The organism is Paenarthrobacter sp. NPDC089714, from assembly GCF_044748905.1.
GTDB lineage: Bacteria > Actinomycetota > Actinomycetes > Actinomycetales > Micrococcaceae > Arthrobacter.
This window is the reverse complement of sequence record NZ_JBIVGX010000001.1, coordinates 574,921-587,331: the sequence shown is the minus strand read 5'-3', so window position 1 is coordinate 587,331 and position 12,411 is coordinate 574,921. Positions and strand designations below refer to the sequence as shown.

General features: G+C 64.1%; 11 protein-coding genes. 4 read left to right on the top strand and 7 right to left on the bottom strand.

Going from position 1 to position 12,411, the window contains the following annotated elements; genetic code table 11:
* Positions 1 to 15: 15 nt before the first annotated feature.
* Positions 16 to 1,644 (bottom strand): ABC transporter substrate-binding protein, encoded by a 1,629-nt coding sequence (locus tag ACIPY3_RS02825; RefSeq protein WP_400329822.1) that lies wholly within the window; start codon positions 1,642 to 1,644, stop codon positions 16 to 18.
* A 319-nt stretch (positions 1,645 to 1,963) separates the two neighbouring features.
* Here ACIPY3_RS02825 and ACIPY3_RS02820 point away from each other — a divergent pair, with 319 nt between their 5' ends.
* Complete coding sequence (locus tag ACIPY3_RS02820; protein WP_400329819.1) at positions 1,964 to 2,791, top strand: caspase domain-containing protein; 828 nt, start codon at positions 1,964 to 1,966, stop codon at positions 2,789 to 2,791.
* Positions 2,792 to 2,815: 24 nt separating this feature from the next.
* On the opposite strand, the gene ACIPY3_RS02815 is transcribed toward ACIPY3_RS02820, so the two are convergent.
* Together ACIPY3_RS02815 and mnmA are read right to left on the bottom strand one after the other, a co-directional pair.
* A complete protein-coding gene (locus tag ACIPY3_RS02815; protein WP_400329817.1) occupies positions 2,816 to 4,441 on the bottom strand; it encodes a hypothetical protein in 1,626 nt (541 codons plus the stop codon).
* A gap of 92 nt (positions 4,442 to 4,533) precedes the next feature.
* Positions 4,534 to 5,673: a tRNA 2-thiouridine(34) synthase MnmA gene (gene mnmA, locus ACIPY3_RS02810; protein WP_400329815.1), complete on the bottom strand. Its 1,140-nt coding sequence runs from the start codon at positions 5,671 to 5,673 to the stop codon at positions 4,534 to 4,536.
* Between the two features lie 165 nt (positions 5,674 to 5,838).
* On the opposite strand from mnmA, the gene ACIPY3_RS02805 reads away from it, so the two are divergent.
* Complete coding sequence (locus ACIPY3_RS02805; protein ID WP_400330599.1) at positions 5,839 to 7,092, top strand: NAD(P)/FAD-dependent oxidoreductase; 1,254 nt, start codon at positions 5,839 to 5,841, stop codon at positions 7,090 to 7,092.
* A 10-nt stretch (positions 7,093 to 7,102) separates the two neighbouring features.
* Here the strand turns inward: ACIPY3_RS02805 and ACIPY3_RS02800 are convergent, their stop codons facing one another.
* From ACIPY3_RS02800 to ACIPY3_RS02785, 4 genes are all read right to left on the bottom strand, one after another.
* Positions 7,103 to 8,326, bottom strand: a complete 1,224-nt coding sequence (locus tag ACIPY3_RS02800; protein ID WP_400329812.1) for a cysteine desulfurase family protein — start codon at positions 8,324 to 8,326, stop codon at positions 7,103 to 7,105.
* A 26-nt stretch (positions 8,327 to 8,352) separates the two neighbouring features.
* Complete coding sequence (locus ACIPY3_RS02795; RefSeq protein ID WP_400329810.1) at positions 8,353 to 9,033, bottom strand: helix-turn-helix transcriptional regulator; 681 nt, start codon at positions 9,031 to 9,033, stop codon at positions 8,353 to 8,355.
* 63 nt (positions 9,034 to 9,096) lie between these two features.
* Positions 9,097 to 9,774: a hypothetical protein gene (locus ACIPY3_RS02790; protein ID WP_400329807.1), complete on the bottom strand. Its 678-nt coding sequence runs from the start codon at positions 9,772 to 9,774 to the stop codon at positions 9,097 to 9,099.
* A gap of 45 nt (positions 9,775 to 9,819) precedes the next feature.
* A complete protein-coding gene (locus tag ACIPY3_RS02785; RefSeq protein ID WP_400329804.1) occupies positions 9,820 to 10,743 on the bottom strand; it encodes a diacylglycerol/lipid kinase family protein in 924 nt (307 codons plus the stop codon).
* Between the two features lie 121 nt (positions 10,744 to 10,864).
* On the opposite strand from ACIPY3_RS02785, the gene ACIPY3_RS02780 reads away from it, so the two are divergent.
* Complete coding sequence (locus tag ACIPY3_RS02780; RefSeq protein WP_400329801.1) at positions 10,865 to 11,800, top strand: J domain-containing protein; 936 nt, start codon at positions 10,865 to 10,867, stop codon at positions 11,798 to 11,800.
* Positions 11,801 to 11,845: 45 nt separating this feature from the next.
* Entirely contained in the window at positions 11,846 to 12,313 is a 468-nt protein-coding gene (locus ACIPY3_RS02775; RefSeq protein WP_400329798.1) for a tRNA (cytidine(34)-2'-O)-methyltransferase, read from the top strand.
* Positions 12,314 to 12,411 lie beyond the last annotated feature (98 nt).

Genomic DNA, 12,411 nt, shown 5'->3' with positions numbered 1-12,411 from the left:
GTCTTGGAGGAGTGGTTACTTGGAAATGGTTCCGAGACGGAACTTGAAGGAAGCATCCAGCGTCTTGTCGACGCCGTTCACGCCGCTTCCTGCGATGGCCACCTGCGCGCCCTGGAGCAGAGGCAGGGTGGAAATATCCTTGGCCAGGGCGTTCTGGACATCCTGGATGTCCTTTTCACGCTTGGATTTGTCCGACTCGGTCAGCTGCTTGCTGATGAGCTCGTTGACGGTGGCGTTGTTGTAGTGGTTCTTGAGGAAGCCGCCCTCGGGGAAGAACGGGGTCAGGTAGTTGTCCGCGTCGCTGAAGTCCGGGAACCAGCCGAACTGGAACAGCGGGTATTCGTCGGCGCGGCTGGCCTTGCTGTAGGTGACCCACTCGGTGGACTGCAGGTTGACCGTGAAGAGACCGGACTTCTCAAGTTGCTCCTTGATCATGGCGTACTCGTCGCCGGAGGAGCTGCCGTAGTGGTCCGGGTTGTACTGCAGGTTCAACGCAACCTTGTCCGTGATTCCCGCGTCGGTGAGGACCTTTTTGGCCTTGTCCAGGCTTGGCTTGCCGTTGTCGCCATAGGCGTCCTTGAACGACTCGTTGGCGCCGAGGAAGCCATTCGGAACGTTCGAGTACAACGGCAGGTATGTGCCCTTGTAGACCTGGTCCGCAATCGCCTGCCGGTCCACGAGGTTGGCGATGGCCTGGCGTACTGCCGTGGCCTTCGCGGGGTCAGCCCCGGCCGCCTTCGTTCCGAACGGCATTGTGTCGAAGTTGAACGTGATGTAGCGGATCTCGCCGCCCGGGCCAGTGAGGACCTTGACCTTGGAATCCTTCTTGAGGTCGTCGACGTCGGTCGCGGTAAGGCTGCGGAAGGCGACGTCGATGTTGCCCTGCTGGATGTCCAGCTTCAGATTGGTAGTGCTCGCGTAGTACTTGATGGTCGCTTCGTCATTGGCCGGCTTGCCAAGGACGCCCTGGTAGTCAGGGAACGCCTTGAAGCTGACCAGCTCGTTCTTCTTGTAGCTGTCAATGGTGTACTGGCCGTAGAACGCCTTGGCCTTGATGATGTCGTCGTCCGAAAGGAGCTTGTCCGCCGGGAAGACTTCGTCGTCAACGATCGGCGCAGCGGGGCTGCTGAGGATCTGGGAGAACGTCTGGTCGTTGGCCTGCTTGAGCTTGAACACGACGGTGGTGGCATCCGGCGCCGTCACGCTCTCGATGTTCGTCAGCAGCGATGCGGGACCTGCGGGATCGTTGATGGCCACTTGGCGATCGAAGGAGAACTTTACGTCCTTTGAGTCGAGGGTGTGCCCGTTGGCCCACTTCAGGTTTGGCTTGAGCTTGACGGTGTACTCGGTGGGTGCCGTGAACGACGACGATTCCGCCAGGTCCGGCACCGGCTCGGCCCCGCCCGGCTTGGAATTCAGCAGGAAGGAGTAGATCTGGTTCATCACCATGAATGAACCGTTGTCGTAGGACCCCGCGGGGTCAAGGGCAGTGACTTTGTCGGTGGTGCCGTAGGCGACGGGTCCGGCAGCAGCCGGCGCGGAGGAGCTCCCGCCGCCCGAGGGCCCGGTGCATGCCGTCAACGCCAGTGCGGAAACGCCCGCGAGCGCGATAACGCCGTGCAGGGCCTTCTTCTTCAGTGCCATCTGGTGAACCTTCTGTTCGATGGATTCGGCGCGCCGCCGTCGGATATTTGTGACGGCGCACACATTTGATTCCACGATTCAATCAGACTTCGACGGTGCGGAACCCCCGATACGGGGATTCGAGACACAAAATTTACCAACTAGTAGCTTCCTCCGATCGTTATAGCCCATTGCCCGCGCCCCTGCCCCGGAATATCTTTAGTGTCGAGTTGGCAAGCGCTGTGCCATGGCATCAATGGGCCACGTGGACAGTATCCGGGCGGTGGTTTGCGGGGCCGCCACGATGGGGAATGCAGCACCGAGTCCGAAGGACAGCCACATGAGCAAGTCAGCCCTTTGCGTAGGGATCAACAAATTCAAGTTCCTGCCTCAATCCAGCTGGCTCCAGGGCTGCGTCAACGACGCAGAAGACCTGTCCACGCTCCTGGCTGAGAAGTACGGTTTCGCAGCGTCTGACATCACCGTGCTCAGAGACGCCAAAGCCACCAAGAAAGCGGTCATGGCAGGACTCAGCAAACTTGTTGAGGCGGCCACGACCGGAAAGGCAGACCATCTGGTCTTCACCTTCTCCAGCCACGGAACCCAGATTCCGGACACCAACGGCGATGAGGCCGATCGGCTGGACGAGGCTTTTGCCTGCTACGACATCAACAACACGGGGGACGCGTGGGATCCTGCCACCGTCATCGCCGATGACGAATTGGCGGACGTGTTCGCCAGCCTGCCCGACGGCATCCGCATGGATGTTGTCCTTGATACCTGCCACAGCGGCACCGGGTTGAAATCGCTGGACCTGGTTCCTGGACGCCGACCCCGCTTCCTCCCGGCGCCCACGCCCCGGGCCGTCATCGCCACTGAGTTCAACGATTCGCGCACGTTGCGGGACATGGTCAAGTCAGCCAAGCTGTCCAAACCCGTACTGATGGCGGCCTGCCGTTCGGACCAGACTGCCGCCGATGCCTTGATCGACGGGCGTTACAACGGCGCCTTCACCTACCACTTCGTCAAATCCCTGAGGAGCGACGCCATGCTTGGCCGCGCAGAGATCCTCAAGCTCGTCAGCAAGGGCCTCAAGGCCGGCAACTTCGATCAAGTCGCCCAGTTGGAAGGGACGACGGCGGCACGCAAGGCCGCGTGGGGCAGCTGACGGCGGCCCGTCCCGGCTCGGGGCTCAGTCCCCCGTGCCGTGGAACTTGTTCCGCACTCCCGACGATGCGGCTTCCTCGGCGTCCCGTTGCACATCGGATCGGAATTGGAGCGTTTGCCTGTCCCGATCCATCACAGGTTTGAGGGCGGCGTAAACGAGCCTCCCACCGGCGTCGAACCTCAAGAGGCCGCCACCACGGATGTCCACGTAATCCCGGCGCGTCTTCAACCCCAGGCGAACATAAGCCTCCCGCCGGCTCATCCGCACTGTCTGGATGAAGGAGGCACCGATCTCGGAGATGATGAAACCGTCCGGCGAAACCCGTTCGGAGGTCCGCACCCGCGTTGAGCTCAAAGGCGTCCGGCGTTCCAGCCGCGCGGCATCGAGCAGCCGCGGGTTCTCCCACACGAACCGCTGGACTTCCTGCGGATCAGAGCCAAGGGCCGAAAGCCGGATCGGATATCGCAGGCCCTGGTAGTTGTCCACTCCGCTGATGTTGTTCAGGGACACCCTTCGAACGCCGATCGCCGAGAACTCGGCCTGCAGCGTCTCCCGGTACCCGTGCGGATCTTCCGGGACCATGTCCAGGTCCGCGGCTATGATTCCGCGCAGGAGGTCGCGCCAGCCAACGTCCACCGGTGGCATGTACGACAGGCCACGGATCACCATGCGCAGGACCCGGGTTGCCACGATGGATCCCGATTCGGCTTTCTGCTGCAGGCTTTGGTTGTCGCCGAATCGGGCGTTCCGTTCGGACCAGAGCTTGTGGACAGCACGAAGGACCGCGCCCACCACCACGGCCCCGCGCGCGTGCGGCTCCTCCAACTCCTGCCAGTCCTCGGGAACCGCCCCCACGAAGGGTTCCCGCAACGGACCGCGGGCGAAGAGGTCCCGGGCGAAGTCGAACAGCGAGCGCTGCAGCACGGCGTCGTCCACCACCTGCCCTGCTTCAAACCCGCCGGCCGCTGCTTCCAGTTGCCGGTACACCACTTCCCAGGAGGAAAACACCTGCAGTATGGCCACCAGATCCGCGAGTGCTTCGTGGAGGGCAAGTTGTTCGATGGTGGCGAGCTGGTCCGCCCAGGCCGGCCGGAATCCGTCCAGGATGGCGTGGGTGACTTCGTGGGCCACGATGTCCCGGAACAATGCCGTGGGAACCTTGTACCCCATGCGGTCCACTGATCCGAAGCGGATGATATTGGTGCCGCGCTCGTAGCCGGTGTCCGTCGCAGTCACAAGGTCCCTGGCCTTGAGGACAACCCGGCCCTCGGGATTCCAGGGCATGCGGCGTCCCAAGGTGGATTCGAAGACGTCCAGCGTGCTCATGGCCACGCCGTAGACATGTTGCGCCAGGAACCTGGTGTCGTCCAACAACGCCCGGAGTCCGGCCGGCGGCGGTTCGGAAACAAGCTGCCACGGATCGCCGTGGCTGGTCAGGGTCACTGGAGACACAGTGGTACCCCGCCACTTCCTGATGTGCACCGCATAACGGTGGCCGGTAGGGCCGCGCCGGAGCCGCTCCACCGGAATACGGACCTGCGCGGTCAACGGTGGTCCGCCGTCGGTCCCAAGGGGCCCTTCGGCCAGAACAATCACCGAGACCATCTGCCCGGCCTTGATGTCTCCCGGGCTCTTCTTTGGAAATGCCACAGTCATCGCCGTCCCGAATGCGGACCCCACAACACCGCAGCGGTTCAGCTGCTTAGGCCAGTATGCGGGTCCTGCCCTACCGAGGCAATGATCTAGAGGGCTGCCCTCTGCAGCGACCGGGCCGCGTCAATGGTCGCCTGGCCGAGCACCCTGCTGCCTTGGTACAGGACCACGGTCTGCCCGGGGGCGACGCCCCTGAGGGAATCCTCCAAGGTGACTACCAGCCCAGCCCGCTCTGCGCCGTCCCCGTCCACCACTTTCTCAACCCGGGCAGTGGCGGGAACGGGGTCGCCATGTGCCCGCACCTGGGCGTAGCAATCGAAATCGGCGCCCGTGGACACTTCCGCAATGGGCAGGCCCGCCCACGAAACCTTGATGCCGCGGATTTCGTCGATGGCGAGCAACGCCTCCGGACCCACCACCACCTTGTTTTCCTTGGGTCGGATTTCCAACACGAAGCGGGGCTTGCCATCGGCGGCGGGGCGCCCGAGCTTGAGCCCGCGACGCTGGCCAACCGTGAAGGCGTTCGCGCCGGGGTGTTCGCCTACCTTCGTGCCAGTCTCATCGACGATGTCGCCGGTGGTCATCTCGATCTTCTCGGCCAACCAGCCCCGGGTGTCGCCGTCGGAAATGAAGCAAATATCGTGGCTGTCCGGCTTGTTGGCAACCGACAGGCCGCGACGCTCCGCTTCCGCGCGGACTTCGGCCTTGGAGGGGGTGTCCGCCAGCGGGAACATGGAGTGCTTGAGCTGTTCGTGGGTCAGGACACCGAGGACATAGCTCTGGTCCTTGGCCCAGTCGGCGGCGCGGTGAAGTTCGCGGTTGCCGTCCGCGTCCTCGATCACCTTGGCGTAATGACCCGTGCAGACGGCGTCAAAGCCCAAGGCGATGGCCTTCTCCAGCAAAGCTGCAAACTTGATGCGCTCGTTGCAGCGCATGCAGGGATTGGGCGTTCGTCCGGCCGCGTACTCGTCAATGAAGTCCTGGACGACGTCTTCCTTGAAGCGCTCAGAGAAGTCCCACACGTAGTAAGGGATTCCGAGGACATCGCAGGCACGCCACGCATCCCGGGAGTCCTCAATGGTGCAGCAGCCACGGCTACCGGTTCGGAGCGTTCCTGGCATGCGGGACAGCGCCAGATGCACTCCGACGACGTCGTGTCCGGCCTCAACGGCCCGGGCGGCTGCCACGGCGGAGTCGACTCCGCCGCTCATTGCTGCAAGTACTCGCATGCTGGCTTTCTGTGTGTCATGGATTGCTTCAGGGTTTCCGCCGCCAGTCAGACGGCGCGCCCATCCATTCTAGCCGAACACGCCATGGTGCCCTTAAATTCCCTTGACTGTGGGCGCCGCCACTTCTAAAGTCAAGTTCATCAGTTTTAGAACGAGGCGATGCATATGGCAACGGAACGGATGGTCATAGTGGGCGGCGGGCTCGCCGGAGCCACTGCGGCCAAGACCCTGCGCACCGAAGGCTTCGAAGGTCCCGTCACTCTGGTGGCCGCTGAAGGCAGGATTCCCTACCTGCGCCCACCCCTGTCCAAGGAATTCCTCCTCGGGAAGGCGGAGGACGACGCCGTGGACGTGACACCTGGGGACTGGTACGCGGACAACGGTGTTGAGCTCCTCATGGACCACCCGGCAGCGGCGCTCGATGTAGCCGGGCACACAGTAACGCTCATGGACGGGAAAGACATCGAGTACGCCACGCTCCTGTTGGCCACGGGCGCCCAGCCCCGGCATATCCAGCTGCCGGGCAATGAACTTGAAGGCGTGATGACTTTCCGGACGTACCAGGACAGTGTCCGCTTGCGCTCATTGCTGCAAGGAGGCGGACAACGGGTGGTCATGGTTGGCTCCGGATGGATTGGCATGGAGTTGGCGGCCGCAGCGCGGAGTTATGGCAACGAAGTCTCCCTGCTTGGGCTCGAGGACGTGCCGCTCAGCGCTGCCATTGGCGCCCACTTGGGCGCACGGTTCCAAAAAGTCCACGAGGACCACGGTGTCGTATTCCACCTCCCGGCCAGCGCGGCCTCCATCGAGGGCCAGGACGGCCGCGTCTTATCCGTCCGCACCAACACAGGCATCTCCTTGCCCGCAGACATCGTCGTCATCGCCGTCGGCGTCGTTCCTGACACGGCCCTCGCCGAGGCCGGAGGCCTTGAACTCCGGAATGGCATCCTGGTTGACGCCTTCCTTCGAAGCAGCGCGCCGGATGTCTTTGCGGCCGGAGACGTGGCGAATTCGCTGCACCCCTTCACTGGTGAGCACCACCGCAGCGAGCACTGGGCCAATGCCTTGAACGGTGGGAAGGTAGCAGCACGGTCCATGCTGGGGCAGGACGCCGTCCTGGACGCTGTGCCCTATTTCTATACGGACCAGTTCAGCCTGAGCATGGAATATTCGGGGTTTCCCTCACTTGCCGCCAACGTGGACCCTGTGATCCGGGGCTCCCTTGAGGACGAAAGCTACATTGCTTTCTGGCTAAGGGACGGAGGGCAAGGAGCCCAGCAGGTGGTGGCCGGTATGAGCGTCAACCAGCGGCGGGTGCAGAAACCCATCAAGGCCCTGATTTCCGGCAGGCATCGCGTCGATGTCCATCGTCTGACCGATCCGGGCATCCCTTTGGAGGAATTCCTGCCTGGCGCCTAGTTTGCGCAATTCAGCGACCCGGGTTGCGGGCTTCCGTAGCGGCCGTCTGGATTCTCGATTCGTGCCCCGCCATGCCCGCTTGGCGCGCCCTCGCACAGGCTTCGGGAAGCGCCTTCAGCAGCGCGTCAACATCCGCTTCGGTGGACGCGTGGCCCAGCGTGAAGCGCTGCGCACCCCGCGCCTCATCTTCCTCCAGGCCCATGGCCAGGAGGACGTGGGATGGGCGGGGCACTCCCGCCGTGCATGCGGAGCCCGTGGAGGATTCCACGCCGGCCAGGTCCAAAAGGAACAACAGGGAATCGCCCTCGCACCCCGGGAAGGTGAAATGGGCATTCCCGGGGAGCCTGCCCTCGCCTCGCGCACCGCGAAGGACAGCCTCCGGGACCACTTCTCCAACGCCTGCGATCAACCGGTCGCGAAGGCCGGACAGCCGCTCAGACTCCGCGGCAAGGTTCCGCACCGCGCCGGCGGCAGCGGCCGCGAAGGCAGCTATGGCAGGTGTGTCCAGCGTTCCGGACCGGACGCCCCGCTCCTGTCCCCCTCCGTGTTGGACCGGGGTCAACGTCACGGCGCGTCCAAGGAAGAGCGCGCCAACACCCACAGGGCCGCCGATCTTATGCCCTGACACGGACATTGCTGCCAGCCCGGACGCACGGAAATCCACTGGCAAGGAACCGAAGGCCTGCACGGCATCGCTGTGCACCGGAACCCCATACGGCGCGGCCAACCCGACGATTTCCGCGACGGGCTGGACACTGCCTACTTCGTTGTTCGCCCACATGACAGTAATCAGGGCAACTGATTCCGGATCCCGGCTCAGCTCATGTTCCACGGCTTCCACATGGACGATGCCTTCACCGTCGACGGGCAGCCACACCACCTCGGCGCCTTCGTGGCGTTCGAGCCATTCGACGGTGTCCAGGACAGCATGGTGCTCGACGGCGGAACACAGGATCCGTCGGCGGCGCGGGTCCGCGTCATGCCGGGCCCAGTAGAGGCCCTTGACGGCAAGGTTGTCCGCCTCAGTGCCGCCCGAGGTGAAGATGACCTCGGATGGGTGGGCGCCCGCAGCCGCAGCCAGCGTTTCGCGGGCCTCCTCGACGGTTCGGCGTGCGCGGCGCCCCGCGCCGTGCAGCGAGGAGGGGTTGCCGGTCCGCGCCAATTCGCGGGTCATGACAGCAAGCGCTTCGGCCGACATGCTGGTGGTTGCGGCGTGGTCAAGGTATACGGGCACCCTGCAATTCTACCGACGCTGCGCCCTCAAGCCCGGGCAGGAGCCTCGGCCTTGGCGATGCGGGCGCAGCAATGGCCCGGACCTTCATCCGGCACCACGCAGTCCGGGTCCTGTCCCGAGGCCGCAGCAGCACCCTTCAGGAAAGCCCCGTTCATGGTGCACACCACGTCCTGGTGGTTCCTCGAAAGCCGGTGGAACGGGCAGTTCAGGAGACGGTACCCACCCTGATCTTCCGTGGGCTGGTATCCGATGTCTGTCAACGCGCCAAGGAAATCATCCTGCCGGCCGGCCTCGCCACCTTTGCGTCGGGCAACCGCCAAGAGGGCTTCCTTGACTGGAGTCCCTTCGTTGACGGATTCCGAAACGGCAGAGGCCAGGACATCCCCGGCCAGGTCATAGTGACGTTCCGGGATCGATGCGCTGACTTCGTCCATGGCAGCGAGGTAAAACTTCGCGGGCCTGCCCGAGCCGGGCCCGGCTTTGCCCGGGGCCTTCCGGAACTCGACCTTCAGCACACCTTCCTCCACCAAGCGGTCCAGGTGGAAGGACGCCGTGCTGCGGGGAAGGGCCATGGCCTCAGCCGCCTCATCCCGCCCCACCGCACCGCCGGCATCCAGGACGTAGGCATACAGTGCCCGGCGGTTGCCGTCATCCAGCGCCGCGATGGCGGCGATTCTCCTGCTCCACGAAGGACCCGTCGTGCCCATGGGAACAGGATATCTCTAAAAACAAATCTCATTGATTATTTGAAGGGCTGCTTCCAGCAGCCGTCAGGACGGCGGAACGATGACCACCTGGGCTTGGACGTCTGCCTTCGCCTTGGCCAGGGCGGTCGCATCCGGGCAGGCAATCGAGACATACACAGAGGACGCGGTGCCGCTGAACAGCCTGGCCATCACCGAGGCAGGTTTTCCTCCGGCGGTCGACGCCGACTCCAAGGCCAGCAATTCCACGGAGCGCTGGGGTTTTTCTGAGTCCTGCCCCCAGCGCAGGGTGGCCGCCTTCAGCTTTTCCGGATCGATCCCGGCGTCGAGGTACTGGAACAGTGCCTTGGTGGAGGCAACATCGTCTCCGGGAACCACCAATGGACCCTGGTTGACCGTGATCCTGGCCAGCGCAACGCAGCCATCGGCTTTCGCGTAACGGTTCTCACCCTGCAGCCCCGCGTGGACCACCGACCATCCCGGAACCTCCTCAAGCCTGCTGGCATACGTGACCGGTTCTCCCGGCACCAGTGTTCCGCCAGCGGCGAGGGGAAGGTCCTTGGCCGCCACGGCGGCTGCATCGTGGCCAGGGGTGATCGTGGGTGTGGACAGGGTGGACCCTGCCGGTGAAGGCTTCGGAGCCGCAGGATCAGGTACGTTGACGCTGCATCCGGCCATCAGCAGACCGGTGGTTGCCACTGCGCCCAAGGCGAGCAGCCGCCGTCGAACGTTCTCTACCACCATTGCTCCTCACTCGCCGTCCCTGCCCGATCTGAGTCTACCGACGCGCTAGGCCAGGACACGCAATCCTCCCGGAACCACCTCAACCTCGACAGGCAGCTCCGCAATCCGCTCTCCATCGGCATAGGCGCTGACCCCGGTGGCCTCGAGCCGCACGCGCTTGGCACGTTGAATCCCTACCGCCGGATGTCCTGTGTGCCGGCCAGTAAAGACTTTGGGGAAGACCGCCAGGAAGGCCAATCGGGATAGCGGCTTGACCACGAAGAGGTCCAGTTCGCCGTCATCAGCAGCTGCGTCAGGAGTAATCCTCATGCCACCTCCGATCGATTGCCCGTTGGCAACGGACATCAACATGGCGCGCTGGTGCCACTGCTGGCCGTCCGCCGTGACCACATAGTCGATGGGCCGGAAGGAAGCCAGTTCCCGGATCATGGCCAGGTTGTACCGGTTCCTGCCGCGGGGCCAGCGCCAGGAGTTGGCCCGTTCGTTCACGGCGGCATCAAAGCCTGCGGAAAGCACCCCGGCAAAATACGCGACCCCGGAGGCAGACGTGGTCCGTGCCAGGTCAATCCGGCGACCACCCGCGCCCAACGCGTCAAGCACTACGCGACACGCCGCCGCGATGTCTTCGAGGGGCAGTCCCAGCGACCTGGCGACGTCGTTGCCGGTCCCAGCCGGGACGATGCCCAGGGGAACGTCGGTTCCGGCGAGCGCGTTCACGGCGAGATTGACCATGCCGTCCCCACCCACCACGACAAGGGCTTCGATGCCAGCATCGACCGCTTGGTTCACACGCTTCCGCAGGGTTTCAAAGCTGACGTCCTGGAGCACGACGACGTCGGTACCGGCGGCGCGGAAAAAGGCGGCGGCCTGGTCCCCGGCGTTCGGGAGGCGGCCGAATGAAGCAGCCGGGTTGATGGCGAGGGCAAGCTTTCCGGGCCTGCGGCTGTTGGGCGGGGCCGGAGTGTTCACAGCAGGAATTATGCCAGCCGGGAACCACCGGGCCCCTTGCCAACGTTCATGGAGTGGCTGGATAAACTGGCACGTACCGCCCTCCCGGGGCGGACAACCGAACCTAGAGAAGGGCCCGTGCTTGGCCGAGGGCAGCAGTTCGCACTATCAAGTCCTTCGTGTGCCCGTCACTGCGACAGACAAAGAAATCAAGGTGGCCTACCGCAAGGCCGCGAGGAAGGCCCACCCCGATCACGGCGGCGAGGCTGAAGCGTTCCGTCGGGTGACCTTGGCCTACGAGACCCTGATCGATCCGAGGCGCCGCGCGGAATACGACCGCCGGTATGCGGCCGGGGCAACCGGAGGCTCCGTCCCCGGCCATGACGCAGGTCCCGGCGATCGCGGGCCGGCCACTGCCGCGGGTGTCAGGCGCCCCCAGCAGCAGCGCAACACCGCCGGCGACCCCGCCGTATACGTGCCACCGTTCGATGACCCCCATGACGTTCCCCTCATTTCCAAGGCGGAAGCCGCTTTGCAGGTCCATGGGATTCCCCGCAAACGCGGCATCTTTGGCGCGGAGGCCCGGATCCAGCGCGAACTGCGCACCGTGCAGCTCATTTCGCGGCAGGTCCTGTCGGCCATTCCGGCAGCACGCTTGGTGAACGGCCTGCGTTCCCCCTCGGATAACAGCCACATAGACCACGCCGTACTGTCCGGATACCGGCTTGCACTGGTCGGATCCATGCTGCTGCCCAAGGGTGCCTACGCCTGGAACGGCCATTCATTGCGCCATGGCGGCAGGACCATCGCGCCGCCGCAGCTTGGCCACATAGTCCGGCAGATGCAGGACATCTTTCCCGAATTGAACGTTACGGGGTGGGTTGTCCTGCACAGCCCTGACGGCAACCTGCACGAGCCAGTGATCGACCACTATGGGAAAGCCCCGGAGTCCGCCATTGAAGTGGTCAACGGCGCGGGCCTGGCCCGGGGCCTCAAGCAGTTCCTCAGTTCCGGTCCGGCGCCGAACACGGTGGTGGTACCTGTGCTGGCACGATTGTTGCGTGGCATGCATCAGTAGCCCGCACCACCCGATTGCACGCCCCGGACTGGATAGGATGGACCAGTGTTCCGTATCCTCTTCCACACCCCAGAAATTCCAGGCAATACCGGCAATGCCATCCGCCTTGCGGCCATCACCGGCGCCGAACTGCACCTGGTGGAGCCACTCGGCTTCGACTTTTCCGATGCCAAGCTGCGCCGCGCAGGCTTGGACTACCACGACCTCGCTGTGGTCACGGTCCACAAGGATATCGACGCCGCCTGGGACGCCCTTAAGCCAGACCGGGTCTTTGCCTTCACATCGGACGGCGAAACGTCCTACACGGACATTGAGTACCGCGAAGGCGATGTGCTGATGTTCGGGCCTGAGTCCGTGGGCCTCCCGGCCTGGCTGAAGCAGGATCCGCATGTCACCGCACGGGTGCGGCTTCCGATGCTTCCTTCGCTTCGCTCGCTCAACCTTGCCAACGCAGCCTCCATCGCGGTCTTCGAGGCATGGCGCCAGAACGGCTTCGCCGGGGCCAAAATCTGACCCATCCATGCGGGCCGCCGCGCCGAATAACGGGTGCAGGAGAATTCCGGCCAAGGATTGCGGATGAGGAGCCCAAGTGAGTCTGTTGGAGAGACAGG

Excerpts from the sequence above, each read along its gene's own strand:
- mnmA (WP_400329815.1), bottom strand. The coding sequence starts at position 5,673 with ATGCGAGTACTTGCAGCAATGAGCGGCGGAGTCGACTCCGCCGTGGCA.
- ACIPY3_RS02825 (WP_400329822.1), bottom strand. The coding sequence starts at position 1,644 with ATGGCACTGAAGAAGAAGGCCCTGCACGGCGTTATCGCGCTCGCGGGC.
- ACIPY3_RS02795 (WP_400329810.1), bottom strand. The coding sequence starts at position 9,033 with ATGGGCACGACGGGTCCTTCGTGGAGCAGGAGAATCGCCGCCATCGCG.
- ACIPY3_RS02790 (WP_400329807.1), bottom strand. The coding sequence starts at position 9,774 with ATGGTGGTAGAGAACGTTCGACGGCGGCTGCTCGCCTTGGGCGCAGTG.
- ACIPY3_RS02820 (WP_400329819.1), top strand. The coding sequence starts at position 1,964 with ATGAGCAAGTCAGCCCTTTGCGTAGGGATCAACAAATTCAAGTTCCTG.
- ACIPY3_RS02805 (WP_400330599.1), top strand. The coding sequence starts at position 5,839 with ATGGCAACGGAACGGATGGTCATAGTGGGCGGCGGGCTCGCCGGAGCC.